Source organism: Streptococcus sp. E24BD (assembly GCF_041807825.1).
Classification (GTDB): domain Bacteria; phylum Bacillota; class Bacilli; order Lactobacillales; family Streptococcaceae; genus Streptococcus; species Streptococcus entericus.
In genome coordinates, this window is record NZ_JBGTZB010000008.1 from 15,187 (window position 1) to 35,627 (window position 20,441).

Sequence of the window (20,441 nt, forward strand, 5' to 3'; positions counted from 1 at the left end):
ATTTGTTGCTATTTCACGCTAAACTCTAAGCAGGCTTAGCCTGCTAACCCATGACAGAAAATAATTCTTACTTTATACTATAAGGGAACAATACAAATCCGTGGTCTTTAATAGGGCTTTGCCTAGCCTGTACGCCAAACTGGATGAATAAGAGTCATGAGATAACTCGATTATGCCTTGAGTGTGGAAATAAAATGACTAAAAGCCTCTTATTCAATTGTTCAAAAAAGAATAAGAGGCTTTTTCTATGGAAGTAATGATTGAAACCTGTTGTGGCATTGATGTCCATCAGAAATCTATCGTTTGTTGTATCTTAGACGGTCCACTTGATACCAACAAACCTAAGAAAATCCAAAAGACATTTGGAACAACGACCGTAGCTCTTCAGAATGCCCTAGCTTGGCTTGAGGAAAATCAGGTGACTCATGTGTTCTTTGAATCCACTGGTCAGTACTGGGTGCCATTGTTCAATATCTTCTCTGATTCTGAGTTGACCTTAGTTCTAGCCAATCCACAGCACATCAAGAATGTGCCTGGTCGTAAAACTGATGTCAAGGATGCCGAATGGATTGCCCAACTGGAGCGGTGTGGCCTGATTGCACCCTCTTATATCCCAAGTCCTAAAGTCATGCAGTTACGATTACTCACTCGTCGCAGACGGTCTTATAAGCAGCGTCAAACACAAGTGAAAAACGAGATGCACAACCTCCTGCAACGGGCTAATATCAAATTGACCAGCTACCTGTCCGACATCTTCTCTAAGACTGGACAAGCACTCTTAACCTTATTTATCAACGGTCAGACCATTGATGTGGCTGCGGTTTCCTCTTGCATTCATAAACAGGTTAAGGCAAGTCCAGAGGAGCTCGTTGAGACCATGAATGGGAAATTGTCCCTAGAAGACCAATTTCTGTTAGACCAAAGTTTAGAAGAATATAGGCTGTATCAAACATTGATGACCACATTAGACAAAGAGATTCAGGCTTATATTCAAAAGCATTTCCCCGAGGAAAATAAACGTCTTCAAACCATTTCTGGCGTGAGTGAAGCTTGTGCGGCAGTTATATTAGCTGAGATTGGATCAAGTATCGAAGCATTTGAGACCGATGGCCACTTGGCTTCTTGGGCAGGTCTCTGTCCTGGTTCTTATGAAAGTGCTGGGAAGAAGAAATCTTCGCATATCACACAGGGAAATCGTTACATTAAACACGCTCTAACCTTAGCAGGGCTGACTGCCGGACGGTCTAAAGACCCAGCTTTTTCATCCTTCTATCACCGAATTTCCCAAAGAGGAAGCAAGATGAAAGCAGTCATTGCCTGTGCACATAAGCTACTCAGAATCATCTACAAATTACTCGCCACACAACAAAACTATCAACAAGAAAAGGCGTTAGGGCTGAGGCAACAGTTCTAACACCTAAAGTTTTTTAAAAATTCCAATTCCAGTATAACACAGGGAGTGACTTTTTGCGCTTTTTTACTGTATATTTTCAAATAAAAAAGGGTATACTCGTTAGGTAAAAAAATTGAAAAGGAGTTTCTTTACATGTTTAAAGAATTAAAAGCATTTTTGTTCAAAGGCGATGTCCTTAACCTTGCAGTAGCAGTTAGCATCGGTGCAGCCTTCAAAGCCATCATTGACTCACTGATTGAAAATGTTATCACCCCTCTTATCCTTAACCCAGCCCTCAAAGCTGCTGGTGTTGAGAAAATCGCTCAACTTTCTTGGAGCGGTGTTGCCTACGGTTCATTCTTGAGCGCTGTAATTAACTTCTTGGTTGTTGGTACGATTCTCTTCTTCATCGTTAAAGCAGCTGAAAAAGCACTGCCTAAAAAAGAAGAGGCACCTGCTGGTCCAACTCAAGAAGAACTCTTGATTGAAATTCGTGACTTGTTGAAAAAACAAGCCTAAAATTAATACTAAAGATTCGGAAAGGTTAAGTGGTCAAACGACAGCTCAGCTGCCGAGTCTTTTTTTATAAAACGCTTTTTATAGTTCTAAATCAAACAAAGAGTGGTCACTGTTTTTTCTCCAACTGACTAATATGTTTAGCTAGCACAGACCATAATCTCATCTAAAGACAGACTTCTTTTCCCCATAGCCCTCCATCTCCAGACCGATTTCCGTCAAAAACGGAGCTTTTCCAGCCTATTCTAGCTAAAATATGATAGAATAAGAAAGCATGACATTTTACAGAAAAAGGAAACTATTATGACTATCGGAATTGACCGCATCGGTTTTGCGACCAGCCAATACCGTCTTTCTCTGGAAGACCTTGCTCAGGCACGTGGTGTCGAACCTGCTAAATTTACCAAAGGACTGATGCTGGACAGCATGAGCATCACACCTATCACCGAGGACATCGTGACCATGGCAGCCTCTGCAGCCAGTCAAATCCTGACTGATGAAGATAGAGAAACCATCGACCTGATTATCTTTGCGACCGAGACTGGCATTGACCAGAGTAAGGCAGCCAGTGTCTTCCTGCACGGGCTCTTGGGCATCCAACCCTTTGCTCGCTCCATCGAGATGAAAGAGGCTTGTTATGCCGCCACAGCGGGCCTGGACTATGCCAAGCGCCACGTGGAAAAATTCCCAGACCGTCGCGTCCTCGTCATCGCCAGTGACATCGCCAAATACGGCATTGCCTCAGGTGGTGAAGCGACCCAGGGAGCAGGGGCGCTTGCCCTCATCATCAGTAGCAACCCTCGTACCCTCATCCTCAACGATGATAATCTGGCACAAACCCGCGACATCATGGACTTCTGGCGGCCCAACTACTCAACGACCCCTTACGTCCAAGGCGCTTTCTCGACCCAGCAGTACCTGGACTGTCTGACCACAACTTGGGCTGAGCACCAAAAACGCTTTGGCACCTCACTCGACCAGCTGGCGGCCTTCTGCTTCCACGTGCCCTTCCCTAAACTAGCCAAAAAAGGGCTGGACAGCCTCATGACAGATGACCTCACAAAGACCGATCGCGACCGTTTGACCAGCAACTTTGATGCTGCCATCACCTACAACCGCCAGATTGGCAACATCTATACAGGATCCCTCTACCTCTCCTTGCTCTCTCTTTTGGAAAATAGCAGAGCTCTGGAAGCAGGTGACCAGATTGGTCTCTTTAGCTACGGTTCTGGAGCGGTCTGTGAGATTTTCACGGCGACTGTCGTTGACGGTTTTGAGCAGCACTTACGGACAGATCGTCAGGCTGAACTGGACTTGCGCACCCCGATTTCGGTCGATACCTACGAAGCCCTCTTCTACGACGAAGCTCAGCTCGACGAGACAGGCTCAGCCAGCTTTAAGACCTATCAGACAGGTGCCTATGCCCTAACAGCCATTGACCAGCACCAACGGATTTATCATAAGGTAGACTAAGATGAGCACATGGACAGGATTTTACAAGAAAAGCCGTGAGGAACGCTTGGCTATTCTCCAAAAAGAAAGGCTCCTAAGCCCAGAACACCTCAACCAGTTAGCAACCAACCAGCAACTGCCTTTAGAGATCGCCGACCAGATGGTGGAAAATCTGCTAGGTACTCTGAGCCTCCCCTTAGCGCTAGTCCCTGATGTGCTAACAGACGGCAAGGTCTACCAAGTGCCCTTTGCCACCGAGGAGCCATCTGTCGTTGCAGCAGCCAGCTTTGCCAGCAAGATCGTCAAGCGCTCTGGTGGCTTTACAACAACCGTCCACAAGCGCCACATGATTGGGCAAGTGGCCCTCTATGATGTGCCAGATTTGCTGGCAGCACAGACAGCCATCATAGACCAGACTGACCAGCTACTGGAACTGGCAAACGCTGCCCATCCCTCCATCGTCAAACGTGGTGGCGGTGCCAGAACCCTCCGTGTTGAGGTCGTGGAAAACACCACACCACTGCTGGTTACCTATCTGGAAGTTGATCCTCAAGAAGCCATGGGCGCCAATATGGTCAATACCATGTGCGAAGCCCTTGCCCCTGTCTTGGAAGAACTGACACAGGGCAAACGATTGATGGCTATCCTATCCAACTATGCCACTGAGAGTTTGGTCACAGCAACCTGTGCGATTGACCTGCGCCTGCTCAGCCGAAACACGGCAGAAGGTCTAGACCTGGCTGAAAAGATTGCACTGGCCAGCCAATTCGCCCAAGCTGACCCCTACCGTGCCAGCACACATAATAAGGGAATCTTTAACGGTATTGATGCGGTGGTCTTGGCGACAGGTAACGATTGGCGAGCCATTGAAGCCGGCGGCCATGCCTACGCCAGTCGCGATGGCCAGTACAGAGGTCTGGCAAGATGGACTCTTAGCGAGGATAAGACCCAGCTGCTTGGTCAGCTGACTTTACCCATGCCTATCGCTACTAAGGGCGGCTCGATTGGGCTTAACCCCAGTGTTCAGGTTGCCCATAACCTCCTTGGGCAACCGACCGCCAAGGAACTGGCTCGGGTTATCGTCGCTATCGGTCTGGCACAGAACTTGGCAGCCCTAAAGGCGCTGACCTCAACAGGCATTCAGGCTGGGCACATGAAACTCCACGCCAAATCCCTAGCCCTGCTGGCAGGGGCTAGCTCTGCTGAGACTGACCGTGTGGTCAAGGAACTCCTGAGTGCCCAGCACATGAATCTGGAAACAGCAACCGCTATCTTACAAAACATAAGACAAGAAAACTGATTGAGCTTTAGCCCAATCAGTTTTTGTTTAGCGACGCACCATGGTTTTGCGAATATCGAGCGCCACAGCAACGATAATCACAAGTCCTTGGATAACGTTGGTCATATCTGGTGATACACCAAGATAGGTCAAGCAGACTTTGAGAAGCTCAAAGACGAATACACCAAGGAGAATGCCTGGTACCGTTCCCTGACCACCAGCGGTAGACACACCACCAATCGTCGCCGAAGCGATAGCGTCAAGTTCATATCCGAAACCAGCCCCTGCACCAGCAGAACCTGTCTTAGCAGTCAAGAGGAAACCAGCTAGACCGTAGAGGAGGCCTGCCAAGAGGAAAATTTTGATTTTTGATAGGCGGACATTGACACCTGATACCTCAGCAGCATGTTCGTTACCGCCGATTGCGTACATGTACTTACCGTAACGGGTCTTGTTGTAAAGCACCCACATGCCTAGACCAACCAGAGCAGCAATGACTGTGATGTAAGGCACGACACCAAACAATTTGCCTTGTCCCAAATTAACAAATTCATTTTTGAACGTTCCGATTGGTTTACTTTGAGAGTAAATCAAGACTAAACCATAGGTCATGATTTGGGTACCAAGTGTCGCTAGGAAGGGTGGAACGTTGAGGAATGAGATAATTGTCCCGTTAAACAGACCGAGCAAAGCACCGACAAGAAGCGCTGCAATGAGGGGCACAATCATTGGCAAATCAGGCAGATTTGGGAAGAATTTCCCAACAAAGTCAGGCTTTTGTACCAAGGTTGCTGTGATGATGGCTGTCAAACCAACAATACGACCAGCTGAAAGGTCAGTACCTCGGGTAATCAAACACCCTGAAATCCCTAAAGCGATGATAAACCGCACAGAAGTATTGGCCATGATATTGGCAGCATTTCCTAGTGTAAAGAAATTATCTTTCGTCAAACCTGTGTAGAGAATCATCACAGCAACAACTATATACATGGAATTCTTGGTCAAAAAATCGCCAAGATTAAAGTTTTTTTTGGTGTCAGACATCTTATTCTCCTTCCTGTTCACTCACCATAAATTTGGTAGCAAGCGTCATCACTGATTCTTGTGTCGCCTCATCACGGTCAAGGAAACCTGAAACTCGCCCTTCACACATGACCATGATACGATCTGATACGCCTAGCAATTCAGACATTTCAGAAGTAATCATGATGATGGCTTTTCCTTCAGCTGCTAGATTATTGATAATCTGATAAATCTCATACTTGGCCCCAACGTCAATACCACGTGTCGGCTCATCCAAAATCAGAATATCAGGGTTATTAGCCAGCCAACGTGCTAAAATCACCTTCTGTTGGTTACCGCCAGACAGGCTACCAATTTGCGTCTTATTGCTCGGTGTTTTAACCCTTAGGCGCGATACATTGCTATCAACAACTTCATTCATCTTCTGCTCATTGAGCAAACCAAAGCCTCCAACATACTGTTTAAGGGCTGCGATAGAGGCATTATCAGTGATTGATAAGACACCAAAAATCCCGTTGTAGCGACGGTCTTCTGTCACCAGAGCGATTTTATTGGCAATGGCATCCGCTGGTTTCTTGATGGTAACTGGTTTACCATGCACAGAAACCTCACCTCGATCCAGCACCCTCAAGCCATACAGAGCTTCCATAAGCTCTGTCCGTTGCGCACCAACCAAGCCACCGATGCCTAAAATCTCACCCTTGTAAAGCTCAAAACTTGCGTCTTTGAAAGATAGAGAATTAGGAGAAGTCAATCCATCAGCCCTTAAAATCACCTCATCAGACACCACATTAGTTTTCGGTGGAAAGAGACTGGTCAGCTCACGTCCAACCATGTTTTGGATAATCTTAGCCGTGGTCATCTCACTAGCAGGCCAAGTTCCCACGTACTGACCATCGCGCATGATGGAGATGTCATCTGAAATTCGTAAGATTTCATCCATTTTATGGGAGATATAGATAATCCCGATGTTTTTCGCTTTTAGACTATCAATGATTTCAAATAATTTCTCCACTTCAGAGCTCGTTAATGATGAGGTTGGTTCATCCATGATGACGATTTTGGCATTGTGTGAGATTGCCTTGGCAATTTCGACAGATTGCATTTGGGAAACCGTCAATTCATTCAGCAAGGTTTTGGGGTCAATATAAAGCCCGACCTCGTTGAGAAGCGTTTTGGTCTCTTCGTTCATCTTAGCATGATCAACCAAGTTGAATTTGCCCAAAGGATAATTGCCCAAAAAGACATTTTCTGCGATGGTCATCATACGAATCGGTTGAAGTTCTTGATGGATCATCGAAATCCCAGCATCAATTGCCTCCTTGGACTCCTTGAAATCAACCTCTTTCCCATCAAAAATAATCTTTCCACCATCACGATGATAAATCCCAAACAGACATTTCATCAAGGTTGACTTGCCTGCACCATTTTCTCCCATTAGTGCATGCACTGTTCCTGGTCGGAGCTTGAAGGTCACGTTATCTAAAGCCTTGACCCCAGGGAATGTTTTGGTAATATTCGTCATTTCTAAAATATAATCACTCATTCACCATGTCTCTCTTTCTATTTTGACAAAAATGTGTCCCCACGCGACAGACAACGGACTGGCCAGCAGGCACGTGAGAACACACTGTTCATGAAATTGGGTTACTCTTTAGATGATTAATTAGTTGCTGTTCTTTTCACTTTTTGCACGTTCTTCGTAGCGTGCTTTGGCTTCCTTAGTTGTTTCTGTTTTGGCTTCTGCAGCTTTTAATTCTGCATCAGCTGCCTTAGTCACTTTAACATAGTTGACCCAGTAGTAAGAAGAAACATCTTCGCCCTTCATCAATTTCACAGCTACATCTGCTGCTGTATGAGATTGGTTGTAATGGTCGTTAAGCACTGTACCAGTCAACTCACCTTTTTCAAGGAGCTCCATAGCATCTGGAATAGCATCAACACCGACCACCAGAATATCCTTACCAACAGTCCGTCCTGCAGCCTTGATGGCTGTTACTGCACCGACAGCCATGCCATCGTTGTTAGCAAAAACAACTTCAAGTTTATCACCAAATTGCTCAAGAGCAGTTGCGGTCACTTCTTGACCTTTTGCAGTATCCCAGTTTGCCAAGTATGGTTCCGCTAGAGCTTCACGCTTAATGCCTGCATCGTCAAGGGCTTTAACAGAGTAAGCTGTTCGCTGTTGAGCGTCAACGTTTGCTGGGTCTCCAAAGAGTGTAATGTAGTTAACCTTACCGTCACCGTTGATATCACCCTTACTGTCTGTGGCAGCAATGATTTCACCTTGATAAGTTCCTGACTGGGTCGCATCCGCACCAACATAAGTTGTTTTGCCTTCCCAAATTTCAAGTTCCTCTACCTCTGGTTCACGGTTGATGAGAACAACTGGAATCTCAGCAGACTTAGCTTGATTGATGATGCTACCTGCAGCAGTTGGGTCAACAAGGTTAGCTAAAATCACATCTTTGCCTTGAGCGATAAAGTTATTGATTTGCTCAGTTTGGGTAGCCTGGTCTTGCTTACCATCTTGGATATCTAAGACATACTTGTCACCGGTTTCTTCGCTAAGCTTGTTGAAATAAGTTTCCAACTCCTCGCGATAAAGGGTCATAAAGTTGTCGTCAAATTTATAGATAGCAACACCGACCTGATAGGTTTTACCTGAACCACCACCAGAAGCATCTGAACCACCGCCATTACCACAAGCAGCTAAGGCAAGAACTGAGGCTGAGAGAGCTAAAAACTTCAAACTTTTTTTCATTTATTAAACATTCCTTTCTAAATGTTAAGAGTAACCAATTTTTTGAAATAGCTGTAAGCGATTTCGTTTACTCTTATATAGTAAACTTTTACTAAATATTTGTCAAGAGTTTTTATTGTTTTTTTTGAAAAAATTTTGCAGATCTGATGTTAAGAGATTTTTTAGATACCTTGATTTTTTATCGCATTCATGTTATATTACTAACATAAGAAAAGGAGGAATTAACATGATTTCATTAGAAAAAATACGTCAAAGTCTAAAATCTTTGAACCTAGCCATTATCATCGTCAACATCATCTTCGCTGCGATTACTGTTTTACTCGTTGCGTTGGCGGCTTTTGGATTTAGCGCGATGAACAATCCAGAGTACCAAGCACAAATCCAGTCTCAGCTGACACCCGAACAATTAGCTGCTATCCAAAATTCGAATCCTGCCTTGGAACTTGCTGCAACAGGCTTGGTCGCTTTAGCTTATTTGGTTGTTTTTGTCCTTGCTTTCTTAAATCGTAAGAAAATCGATGCCAACCAGCCTAGTTTGTTGCCTTACTATGTCGGTATCAGTGGTGTAATTTACAACTTCCTTACTTATGTTATCCAAGGTGTTGCCCCATCTATTTTTGCGATTGTTGTTCAGGGTGGGCTCTTGGCTTTGTACATTTTCAGTATCCAGAAAGCTAAACTGCTCCTGAATAACAGCACAAGCCATGCTGACATTAGCTAAATCACATTAAAATAACCATTTCCTAACTAGATAAAACCCAGAAACACGTACTGATTCGTGTCTCTGGGTTTTTTAGTTTTCTAAACTAGACGTTTTGGTATCCTTTAACATATTCTGCCAGCTGGCAGGTGAGGTCATGGCGCATAAAAGGCGTAATCAGGTAAATTCCCTTGAAACCTAGTTCCAGCGCCTTGTCAATCAGTGCCTTACTTTCTGCCAGTCCGATAGCTTCGCAGGCTTGCTTGTCCTCCTTGACGGCTTCTAGTCGCACAAGAAAGTCTTCCGAGAGGCTGATGCCTGGCACTTCGTTATGGAGAAAGAGGGCATTGTTATAGGTGACAATAGGCATAATCCCAATAAAGAAGGGCTGGTTATAAGGTGCTGTCAGCTCTGCCATTTCTTCCAAAATCGCCAAGCTGTAAATGGGCTGGGTGATAAAATAGTCGGCACCTGCCGCAATTTTTTTCTCAATCAGACGATGGGAACGAGACAGATTCTTGATATTGGGGTTAAAGGCTGCCGCGACCGTAAAATTGGTCGGCTTGCGCAGGCTAGCACCGCTGTGGCTCTGACCTTGGTTGAGCTGTTTGATTAGGCTCAGCAGTTTGAAACTGGTAAAATCATAAACGCTGGTCGCCCCAGGAAAATCCCCCATTTTGGAGGGGTCACCAGTCACCGCCAGCACATTATCAATGCCCAGGACATCCATCCCCAGCAACCGCGACTGGAGACCGATCATATTATGGTCACGGCAGGCCATGTGAAGGAGGAAGGGCGTGTCCACCTGCTCCTTGAGCAGAGCTGCCAGACTGAGGTTGCAAACCCTCGTGCTGGCTAGGGAATTATCCGCCAGCGTGATAGCAGCTAGACCAGCCTGATCCAGAGCCTTGACACCAGCGATAAACTTAGTCAAATCAAGGGTTTTAGGTGGGTCAATCTCCGCAATAACCGTCACGCCAGCCTTTACATAATCAACCAAAGTCGGTCCGCTAGAGGTCGTCGGGAGCAAGTGCACCGCTTGCCGCTCCTCCTTGACGATTTTTTTAGTAATTGGTGCCAGACCTTTCAAAGCCTTTTTAGCAGCTCGGATGTGGTCTGGTGTTGTGCCACAGCAGCCACCGATTAGCCGCGCCCCTTCAGCGACAAAAAGACGGCTAATTTGCCCGAAATAGTCGGCATTCTGACGGAAACTGTACTGACTGCTCTCCCCCTCTTCTTGCAGGGCCAGAAGACTAGCGTTAGGATACACAGACAGGTAGGACTGGGCAAAGAGGGGAAGCTGTTCCAGCGACTGCAACATGTGGTAGGGCCCTAAATGGCAGTTGAGACCAACCACATCTGCTCCCAGATTGGTCAGTTGACTAAGCACCTCCACGACAGGCTTGCCATTAGCTGTCAGTCCCACCTCTTGTAAGCTGACATTGGTCACCAAGGGCAGGTCGGTCAAGGGGCGCAGCGCTTTGACTACTGCTAAAAGCTCCTCCGTATCATGATAAGTTTCCAGCAAGAGCCCGTCCAGCTGATTGGTTGCGAGTAAGGACTCGGCCTGATCCAAGGTTTCCTTGACAATTGCCTCCAAACTCAATTCGCAGTGCCGAAGTCCCCGAGACGCACCAATGGTTCCCAAGACAAGGGTCGTCTCCCCAGCTGCCTGCCTGGCCAATCTGACAGCCGCTTGATTGATTGCGACCATCTGGTCTGCCAAACCATAGGCGGCCAATCGATGTCGCTTGACCCCGTAAGTATTGGTCTGGATGACATCTGCTCCTGCCTCGATATAGGCCCTGTGGATGGACAGGATTTTCTCAGGATGAGTCAGGTTGTAGGCTTCGTGACAGGTGTCCAAGCCATCCGCGTAGAGCAGGGTTCCCATGGCCCCGTCTGCCACCAAAACCTCTCTGTTTAAGCGTTCTAATAATCTTGTCATATCATCTATTTTCTATTTTTTTGACAAAAGGCAGAGCACCGCTGCCCTGCCCACTGTGAGGTGCCTATAGGCTCTCCCGTACCTCCTTGGTCGCAGCAACCAGAACCTTGAGCGCCGCAACGGTCTCCGCCTCACTACGGGTCTTAAGCCCGCAATCTGGGTTCACCCAGAATTGCTCCGTGTCCAACTGCTGGAGTGGGCGCTTGATGTTGGCCACTACTTCGTCTTGGGTCGGAACGCGAGGGGAGTGAATGTCATAAACCCCAAGCCCGATTCCCAGTGGGTAAACGGCGGTTTCAAAAGCCTCGATGATGTCCCCATGGCTACGGCTGGTCTCGATGGAAATGACATCTGCATCCAAGGCACGGATAGAGTCAATGATTTCCTCAAACTTGGAATAGCACATGTGGGTGTGGATTTGGGTGCTGTCGGCCACAGACGAGGTCGCAATCCGAAAGGCATTGACCGAATCATCCAAATAAGCCTGTTGCTTGCTCTTGCGGAGCGGCAAGCCCTCACGCAGCGCAGCCTCATCCACCTGAATGATGGCGATGCCTGCTTCTTCTAGGAGTTGAATTTCATCCTTGATAGCCAGTCCAATTTGATTAAAGAGCTCAGCACGCGAAATGTCCGTCCGCTCAAAGGACCAGTTAGTGATGGTGATTGGACCCGTCAGCATCCCCTTAACAGGACGATCCGTCAGGCTTTGAGCATAGGCCGATTCCTTAACCGTCAGAGGTTGGATGTGTTTAACATCGCCGTAGATAATCGGTGGCTTAACCGCACGAGACCCGTAGGACTGCACCCAGCCCAGCTTAGTTGTGGTAAAGCCAGCCAGCTTCTGACCGAAGAACTCAACCATGTCCACCCGCTCAAACTCGCCGTGCACCAGCACATCAATATCCAAATCTTCCTGAATTCGAATCCAACGCTCGATTTCCGCCTTGATAAAGTCCTCATAAGCTTCGTTAGTGATGTCGCCACGTTTCCAGGCCAGACGGGTACGACGAACCTCTGCTGACTGAGGGAAGGAACCGATGGTTGTGGTTGGGAGAATCGGCAGACCCAGTCTCTCCTGCTGAATAGCCTTACGCTTGGCATGGTCAGATGCCCGCTCGGTGCGGATATCGGCAATCTTTTCCAAGTCCAGATGACGGAAGTCGGCCGCTTGCAAGGCCTCAAAATCAGCGATGTGCTGGTCGTAGGCAGGGTTGTCAATACCGTCTAGTTTCTCCGCTAAGAGCTTGATTTCTGTCAATTTTTCATCAGCGAAGGACAGACCGCCCAAGAGCACAGGGTCTAAATCCGTCTCCTGTTTGGTGGTCACTGGCACGTGGAGGAGGGAGCAAGACGGTTGGATAACCAGCTCCTTCACACGACCTTTCAGGTCAGATAGCAGAGCAGAGGTCTGAGCAACATCATCTGACCAAACGTTACGACCGTCCACCACTCCAGCAAAGACTTCCTTGTCTGCCAAGCGACCGTCGGCAATCAGCGCCAGATTTTCTTCACGACCATGCACCAAGTCCAAGCCGAAAGCCGCCACAGGCAGGTCAGTCAAGTCTGGGCTAATCAAGGCTTCAAAGTAGGTCTGGAAGATGAGTTTAGCGGCTGGGACTTCCTGAGCAAAGTAAGTGTAAACCGCCTTAGCCAAGTCGAGGTAGTCATCCGATTCGTCGGTCACAAAAATTGGTTCATCAACCTGGATATAGGTCGCACCAGCCTCAACCAGCTCTGTAAAGACCTGTTTATAAAGTGGAAGCAAGCTATCCACTGCTGTTTTGATATCTGCTATACCATTTGACAGAGCCACATAGGTGATCGGACCCGTGATGACCAGCTTGGCCTTATCGCCCACCAGCTCATGCGCTTCCAAGTAGAGGTCAAGGAGACGGGTGTTAGTCAGTTTTGGCGTCGTGGTCGGGGTCCACTCAGGCACGATGTAGTGGTAATTCGTGTTGAACCACTTTTTGAGGGAAGAGGCCACATGGTCCTTGTTGCCCCGCGCCACCGCAAAGTAAAGGTCAATGTCCAGCGGCAGGTCACGGAAACGTTCAGGAATGATGTTGAACTGCAAGGAAAGGTCCAAGATGTGGTCATAGAGGGAGAAATCCCCAACGGGAATCAAATCCAGCCCTGCGGCTTCCTGCTTCTTGAGGAAGGCATGGCGGAGCTCCTTAGCCTGAGCAAAGAGGTCTTCTTGGCTAATATTGCCAGCCCAATAGCCCTCAATCAGCTTTTTCCACTCACGGTTCTCACCCAAACGTGGGTAACCCAAACTTGAAATTTTTGTCATAATGGTCTCCTTCGATAAGTTATTACTTCTTTATCATAAACCAAGTCTATTAAAAAAACAATTAGTATATATTTATAACCAGATATAGTTTTAAACTATAACGAAGCCTTATCAAGATTGTAATTTACAGGTGAATCACGGCAATGTCTCCTCTCTATGATGATGCCCAAAAAGTGAGGTAAAGACAAGCTGGTCTATTCACCTTTCCATCAGTTTTTACACCTTCCTAGTCTGACATCCCCTCTTGCTCCAAAATCTAACAGTAAATTGATGGCGCCATTTAACTACATGCCTATTTAATCCAATTGCTAATTACCCTATCGCCAAGATTTAGGAAAAGTAAAATATTCACATGTTCCCCCTCAAAAACCAAAGCATATCTAGCTACTTTTCACTTTCTCCAGAGAGCCATTAACCGCATTAGTGTTGGTCGTCACAAATAAGAACAGACACCATGACGAGTCTGCCATGGTGTTTTCATTTTACTATTTAAAGCAATAAATCTTTCTTAATCTAACTCCGTCCCTTGGCTGGCAATGACTTGTTTATACCAGTCAAAGGATTTTTTCTTACTCCGTTTAAGAGTACCTTTGCCCTCGTTATCACGGTCGACGTAGATGAAGCCGTAACGTTTTTTCATTTCGCCTGTTCCAGCTGAAACCAAGTCGATACAGCCCCAGGTGGTGTAACCAAGAAGCTCAACTCCATCTTCATGGATGGCTTGGCTCATGGTTTTAATGTGCTCGCGCAGGTAGCCAATGCGGTAGTCATCCTCAACATAACCAGTCTCATCTGGCGTATCAACTGCACCTAGACCATTTTCAACGATAAACATGGGCTTTTTATACCTGTCCCAGATGGTGTTGAGGGTAATCCGTAAGCCTAACGGGTCAATCTGCCAACCCCACTCTGACTCATCCAGATAAGGGTTTTTGATGGAAGCAAAGATGTTTCCAGCTGTCTGTTCATTGACCGCAGGGTCAGCCGACGCCACACTGCTAGAATAGTAAGAGAAGGAAATAAAGTCAACCGTATGCTCTTTCAAGAGCTCAGCATCACCATCAGCCATCTCAATCACCACCCCCTCACGCTCCAGTTGTTTGAGCGCATAGGTTGAGTAGCTGCCACGCTCTTGAACATCGATGAAGAAATAGTTTTCTCTATCTTTCTGCATGGCTTCCCAGTAGTCTGCTGGGTGGCAGGTGTGGGGGTAGTATTGGCCAGCTGCCAACATACAACCCACCTTGTTTTCTGGGTCAATCTCGCGGGCAATCTTGGTCGCCAGGGCAGATGCCACCAACTCATGATGGGCCGCTTGATACTTAACTTGGGTCTCGTTTTCACCCTCTTCAAAGTAGAGCCCTGCGCCCATGAACGAGGCATGAAGAATCATGTTAATCTCGTTAAAGGTCAACCAGTACTTGACCAGTCCCTTAAAACGGGTAAAGATGGTTCGGCAGAGGCGTTCATAGAATTCAACCATCTTGCGGTTGCGCCAGCCACCATAGGCCTTGATCAGCTGCATCGGGCAATCAAAGTGAGTGATGGTCACCAGCGGTTCGATGCCGTATTTACGGCATTCTTTGAAAAGGTCTTCATAATAGGCCAGACCAGCTTCATTTGGTTCTCCTTCATCGCCTTTAGGAAAAATCTGTGTCCAGGCAATGGATAAGCGGTAGGTTTTGAAGCCCATCTCTGCAAAGAGGGCAATATCCTCCTTGTAGCGATAGTACATGTCAATCCCTTCCTTAGCTGGGTAGAAATAGCCCTCTTCAAAATCAAACATTTTTTTCTTACCAGCGATGATGGGAAAACGATCCTTGCCAATCGGAACGACATCAACGTTAGCTAGACCGCGTCCGTCAACATCGTAAGCCCCTTCTCACTGGTTGGCAGCTGTTGCACCGCCCCACAAAAAATCAGCTGGAAATGGTTTGACGTTTGTCATGACTTACTCCTTTATGTCTCGAATAGCTTTGCTTACTGGGTTTATGATGCGTTTGAGGTCAAGTTCGCCCTTATCATAGGTGAATTCTAGGATAGCACAGTTGGGGAGGCGCAAGTCCATCGGCCCCTCCCAGTCAGAGGTCTGAATCAAGCCCCACATGGCTGCGCCATGACTGACCATGAGCGTTGTCCCTGATCGGCTATTGCCCAAGATCTCCTCAATGATCCGCCGTACACGACGGCCTACCTCACGAATATCCTCGCCACCAAAGGGAACAAGCAAGTCCTCAAAGGAGGTGGCACCCGCATGGTGCTTGGGCAAGAGCATCTCAGGCTGAGCTTCGAAAATACCAAAGTTCATCTCCTTGAGCCCCTTGAGCTGGGTGACCGGCAGGTCAGTAACGATCTTGGCAGTGTCTGTCGCTCGCTCCTGGGTGGACGAGTAGGCAGCGTCAAAAGCGATACCTGCCTCATCAAAAAACTGTCTGGCCGCTTGCGCTTGAGCGATGCCATTGTCAGTTAAGGGAGAATCACACCACCCCTGCACACGTTTTTGGGTGTTAAAGAGGGTCTCACCGTGTTGCATCAAGTAAAGTGTCTGAGTCATCTTCTCTCCTCCTCTTCAATCAACTTCAGATGGACAAAAGCCTTGTAAAGTTCGTCTCGTGTCACATCATCTGTCACATAATCCGCAGTAGCCTTCAAGCTGTCCCTCGCATTTCCCATGGCAACGCCAATATAGCAAGTTTCCAGCATGGTTTGATCATTTTCTGCATCGCCAAAGGCAATGGTATCATCTAAGCTCACTCCCAGATGCATCAGCAATTCTCTAATGGCACCTGCTTTATGTGTGTCCGGTTGACCTAAATCTCCAAACTCCGTTGCCTTGCCAGTACCACTCCAAAAACCAACCTCCGCCTGGCGAAAGAGTGCTTTAGCTTCCTCGTAGTCGGCTAGACTGTTTAGGCGAAAACTAATCTTAGCAACATCAGAACGATAAAGGTTTTCCCCATAAATCATATCTGGAAAAATGGATCGGATTTTCTCCATGGATTGGTTCAAGTCCGTATCATAAATGGTCGCTGCTTTTTCGACAAAATTTGGGCTAGCATAAAGACCGCTTGGAGATTCGAGGTAAAAGCCTAGATGTTTAGCTTTTAGCCAGTCTACCATTTCCCTTGTCTGATGATGTGTAAACACTTGGTTTTTTAATACCTGGCCTTGATAATCAATATACGCGCCATTACCACCGATAAAGCCATCAAGCCCCAAATCCCAGAGTTCTGGATAAATCTCTGCTTTACTACGACCTGAGCAAATGAAAACTTTATGCCCTGCTTGCCTAGCTCTGGCAATGGCAACCCGAGCAGACTCTGGTATCTTCATGTCATAGTCGACCAAGGTACCATCAATATCAAGAAAAATGTATTTACTCACCTGCTTCTCCTAGTTAGCGGCACTTAGTTATCATCCGATTTGTAGAGACTTTCGCCATTGGTAGCAATAACGTCCTTGTACCAATAAAACGATTTTTTCTTGTAGCGGTTGAGTGTGCCTGTGCCATCATCGTTGCGGTCAACATAGATGAAACCATACCGTTTGCTGAGCTCAACAGTTGACGCAGACACCAAATCAATTGGTCCCCAAGTCGTGTAGCCGAGTAACTCAACACCATCTTGAAGTGCTTCGCCAACCTGAATCAAGTGTTCATGCAGGTAGTTGATGCGATAATCATCTTCGACGGTCGGACCGTCTGGGCCATCAACCAGCACATCTTTTGCTCCCAGACCATTTTCAACAATGAACAGTGGCAACTGGTAGCGGTCGTAGAAATCATTGAGCACCAAACGAAGACCGACTGGGTCAATCTGCCAGCCTCACTCGGAAGCATCCAGATAAGGATTGGTGATGCCACCCATGATATTGCCACGTCCTGTTGCATAATCCTCTGGATTATGAGCCTTAGCCACGCTCATGTAGTAAGAGAAGGAAATAAAGTCAACGGTGTGCTCTGCAAGTAGCTCTGCATCATCTTCATCAAACTGAATCTCAATGTTATTTTCTTTGAAATACCGCTTGATGTAGTTAGGGTATTTTCCTCTGGCATGAATATCGCTGAACAGGTAGTTTTGATTGTTGAACTCACGCACTGCTAACTGGTCAAGCGGGTGAGAAGTCATCCCATAAGTTGGCATGGCAATCACCATACAGCCAATCTTGAAGTCAGGGTTAATCTCATGACCGACCTTGGTCGCCAAGGCTGACGCCACCAGTTCATGGTGAACAGCCTGATAGAGGTCTTGCTTGCTCAATTCTTCTACAGGGGTCGCGATACCACCTGACATAAACGGCGCATGCAAGACAGAGTTGACCTCGTTAAAGGTCAACCAATACTTGACCTTATCCTTATAGCGGGTAAAGACGGTACGGACATAACGCTCATAGAAACTGATTAAGTCACGGTTAGCCCAGCCATTGTACTGACGAGCGAGATGCAATGGCGTTTCATAGTGAGATAAGGTGACCAAAGGCTCAATGCCATATTTTGCTAACTCATCAAAGACCTTATCATAAAAAGCAAGTCCAGTCTCATTTGGTTCTAGCTCATCACCGTTAGGGAAAATCCGAGACCAAGCGATGGATAGGCGGAAAACCTTGAAGCCCATTTCAGCAAAAAGGGAAATATCCTCCTTATAGCGGTTGTAAAAATCAATCCCTATCAGTTTGAGGTTGTCCTCAGTTGGCTGGTCTGTAATCAGTGGGTTTTTATCACCAGGTTTTGCAGGCATACCACCGCGGGGGGTCACATCCTGCACAGACAAGCCCTTGCCATCAACGTTGTAAGCTCCTTCAAATTGGTTAGCAGCGGTTGCTCCACCCCAGAGAAAATCTTTTGGAAAAATAGTCATGATAAACTCCTTTTTATATCTTTGAAAATAGGCACCTTTTCAAACAAGTACTGTCTGAAAAGGAGCCTGTGTCATTGTCAATTAGCGAACTGTTGTCATGAGGTAGTCGCCTGTATGAGCTTGGCGCTCCTGACTGGTCAAGATGTCAGTAAAGGCATCGGTGTTGGTCACGATAATCGGGGTCACAACCGGCAGACCTGCTGCACGAATGGTGTCAAGGTCAAACTCAAGGAGTTTTTGACCAGCTTCAACGACATCACCAACTTCGACAAAGGACTTAAAGCCTTTACCAGCCAGGGACACAGTATCCATACCAATATGGATGAGGAGCTCAGCACCATTTTCAGTGGTCAAACCGATGGCGTGCTTGGTCGGAAAGACCAAGGTCACTTCAGCCTTAGCTGGGGCTACAACGACACCGTCAATGGGATCAATGGCAACGCCTTTACCCATAGCTCCAGATGCAAAGACTTGGTCTGGCACTTCTGCCAGAGGCACGATGGTCCCCATGAGAGGCGCTGCTAAGATTTCCTGTTTAATCTCTTTAAGCTCAGGCACTGGAGTCGGTTCAGACTTTTTTGCTGGCGCATCACCTCCACCGTAGAGGCTAGGCACTGGTGCAAAGTACTGAATGATAAATGAAATGACAATCGCTGCAACTGTACCGATAATTATGGTGTACATACCTGAAAAATCACCATCTGGGCTAAAGTAAGATGGGTACTGGAAGATACCGAGCGCACCAACTGAGTAACCCGTTGCTCCTGCAAACATGGTATAACCACCAATCAGACCTGATACCGCACAAGAGATGTAGAATGGAATCTTCATTGGAAGGGTCACACCGTAGATAGCAGGCTCAGTCACCCCAAAGATAGAAGAAATCAAGGCTGGGATAGAAACTGTTTTAACTTTTTGTTCTTTGGTTTTCAAGATGATGGCCAAAAGCACACCTGTTTGAGTGAAGTTAGGAAGAGATGCTGCAACTAGAATATTTGTCATTCCTGTTGTTGCCATCTGTTGGATAGCCAATGGTACAATCGCCCAGTGTAGACCAAACATGACAAGAACCTGCCAAAGTGTACCCAGAACGACACCGTAAAGAATTGGAATAAAGTTAGCAAGAGCTGAGAAAGCACCGTTAAGAAAATCAGAAGCAAAGTTAGCTACTGGACCAACCAAGAGGAAGGTTAATGGCACTGATACAATAATGGCCACAAATGGGACAATAAAGAGTTTGACCACATCTGGCGTGACTTTACGCATGTACTTCTCAATGACAAAAGCTACCCAAACAGCCAAGATAGCTGGCATAACAGTTGAAAGATATCCACCTGATGGTAAAGCAAACGGAATACCAAAGACATTGCTGATGCCTGCTTCTTGGAGAGCTGTCACAGACGTTGCCAAGGTTGGGTAAACCATAGCACCTGCGATAGCCAGAGCTGTAGACTCATTGAATTTGAATTTGCGAGCTGCAGTCAAAGCCACCATGATTGGCAGGTATTGGAAGAACCCATCCCCCGCTGCTGTCAGGATAACTGCTAAAGCACTCTTATCTGGAGTAATACCAGCTGCTGCCATAATAGCGACGATACCTTTGATGATCCCAGCCGCTGCCAAAGGACCAAGGAAAGGTTGGAAAATTCCTGAAATCAAGTCAATGAATCGCTCAAAGAGGTTACCGGATGCAGGAACATCATCACCTTCATCAGTATCCAGTGAACCGATGCCCTTAACGCCTTGTGCAATCACTGCCGCATAGACACCAGGAACATGGTTACCGATAACCACTTGGTATTGACCTCCTGCTTTAATAACAGTCACGATTCAATCGCGAGCTTTGAGGTAGTCAGTGTCTGCCTTGCTCTCATCCTTGAGTTCAAAGCGCAGACGGGTAACGCAGTGACGAAGACTTTTAACATTGTCTTTACCGCCAACGTGAGCGACGATATCCTTCGCCAACTCAGTGTAATCTTTTTTAGCCATATCAGGCTCCTCCAAAAAATTTTTTTGAATTGCTTGGTCTTTAACAAGCAAAAAACCTAAACAAATACCAAACAAAATGGGGCTGACACGGGTGTCAGTATTTTGTCTTGTATTCATTTAGGTTTTGCCTGCTATCCAGTAACAATCCTACCTCTCAAGTCTATCAGATTTGTCAAAAAATTGCAAGGGTTTTCGCTTTGCAAACTCAAAAAGTGAGCGAAAGTT

12 protein-coding genes and 3 pseudogenes are annotated in these 20,441 nt (G+C 46.7%); 5 read left to right on the forward strand and 10 right to left on the reverse strand.

The genetic code is table 11. The annotated features are described in order from the left end of the window. Positions 1-247 precede the first annotated feature (247 nt). The 4 genes from ACERC5_RS02995 (at position 248) to ACERC5_RS03010 (ending at position 4,661) form a co-directional block, all read left to right on the forward strand. Positions 248-1,414: an IS110 family transposase gene (locus ACERC5_RS02995; RefSeq protein ID WP_373660146.1), complete on the forward strand. Its 1,167-nt coding sequence runs from the start codon at positions 248-250 to the stop codon at positions 1,412-1,414. 132 nt (positions 1,415-1,546) lie between these two features. Beyond that, positions 1,547-1,912: a large conductance mechanosensitive channel protein MscL gene (gene mscL, locus ACERC5_RS03000; protein WP_373658405.1), complete on the forward strand. Its 366-nt coding sequence runs from the start codon at positions 1,547-1,549 to the stop codon at positions 1,910-1,912. 300 nt (positions 1,913-2,212) lie between these two features. Beyond that, a complete protein-coding gene (locus ACERC5_RS03005; protein WP_373658404.1) occupies positions 2,213-3,382 on the forward strand; it encodes a hydroxymethylglutaryl-CoA synthase in 1,170 nt (389 codons plus the stop codon). Position 3,383: 1 nt separating this feature from the next. After that, entirely contained in the window at positions 3,384-4,661 is a 1,278-nt protein-coding gene (locus ACERC5_RS03010; RefSeq protein WP_373660147.1) for a hydroxymethylglutaryl-CoA reductase, degradative, read from the forward strand. A gap of 27 nt (positions 4,662-4,688) precedes the next feature. Here the strand turns inward: ACERC5_RS03010 and ACERC5_RS03015 are convergent, their stop codons facing one another. The 3 genes from ACERC5_RS03015 to ACERC5_RS03025 form a co-directional block, all read right to left on the reverse strand. Next, the gene (locus tag ACERC5_RS03015; RefSeq protein ID WP_018368613.1) at positions 4,689-5,684 is read right to left on the reverse strand and encodes a beta-methylgalactoside transporter; all 996 of its coding nucleotides are present in this window, start codon (positions 5,682-5,684) and stop codon (positions 4,689-4,691) included. Between the two features lies 1 nt (position 5,685). Continuing rightward, entirely contained in the window at positions 5,686-7,209 is a 1,524-nt protein-coding gene (locus ACERC5_RS03020) for a sugar ABC transporter ATP-binding protein (protein ID WP_373658402.1), read from the reverse strand. Between the two features lie 120 nt (positions 7,210-7,329). After that, positions 7,330-8,427, reverse strand: coding sequence for a galactose ABC transporter substrate-binding protein (locus tag ACERC5_RS03025; protein WP_373658401.1), 1,098 nt, complete (start codon positions 8,425-8,427; stop codon positions 7,330-7,332). Between the two features lie 226 nt (positions 8,428-8,653). Between ACERC5_RS03025 and ACERC5_RS03030 the strand changes: the two genes are divergently transcribed. After that, complete coding sequence (locus tag ACERC5_RS03030; protein WP_373658400.1) at positions 8,654-9,148, forward strand: hypothetical protein; 495 nt, start codon at positions 8,654-8,656, stop codon at positions 9,146-9,148. An 85-nt stretch (positions 9,149-9,233) separates the two neighbouring features. On the opposite strand, the gene ACERC5_RS03035 is transcribed toward ACERC5_RS03030, so the two are convergent. The 7 genes and pseudogenes from ACERC5_RS03035 to ACERC5_RS03065 form a co-directional block, all read right to left on the reverse strand. After that, complete coding sequence (locus ACERC5_RS03035; RefSeq protein WP_373658399.1) at positions 9,234-11,075, reverse strand: bifunctional homocysteine S-methyltransferase/methylenetetrahydrofolate reductase; 1,842 nt, start codon at positions 11,073-11,075, stop codon at positions 9,234-9,236. 64 nt (positions 11,076-11,139) lie between these two features. Then, positions 11,140-13,371: a 5-methyltetrahydropteroyltriglutamate--homocysteine S-methyltransferase gene (gene metE / locus ACERC5_RS03040; RefSeq protein WP_373658398.1), complete on the reverse strand. Its 2,232-nt coding sequence runs from the start codon at positions 13,369-13,371 to the stop codon at positions 11,140-11,142. Between the two features lie 508 nt (positions 13,372-13,879). Next, positions 13,880-15,319 (reverse strand): annotated as a pseudogene (locus ACERC5_RS03045) (6-phospho-beta-glucosidase). A gap of 3 nt (positions 15,320-15,322) precedes the next feature. After that, complete coding sequence (locus tag ACERC5_RS03050; protein ID WP_373658397.1) at positions 15,323-15,925, reverse strand: histidine phosphatase family protein; 603 nt, start codon at positions 15,923-15,925, stop codon at positions 15,323-15,325. Continuing rightward, the gene (locus ACERC5_RS03055; RefSeq protein WP_373658396.1) at positions 15,922-16,755 is read right to left on the reverse strand and encodes an HAD family hydrolase; all 834 of its coding nucleotides are present in this window, start codon (positions 16,753-16,755) and stop codon (positions 15,922-15,924) included. Before ACERC5_RS03055 ends, ACERC5_RS03050 begins: the two co-directional genes overlap by 4 nt. 23 nt (positions 16,756-16,778) lie before the next feature. After that, positions 16,779-18,227, reverse strand: a pseudogene (locus tag ACERC5_RS03060) (glycoside hydrolase family 1 protein). 81 nt (positions 18,228-18,308) lie between these two features. Beyond that, positions 18,309-20,216: pseudogene (locus ACERC5_RS03065) on the reverse strand (beta-glucoside-specific PTS transporter subunit IIABC). Between the last annotated feature and the right edge of the window lie 225 nt (positions 20,217-20,441).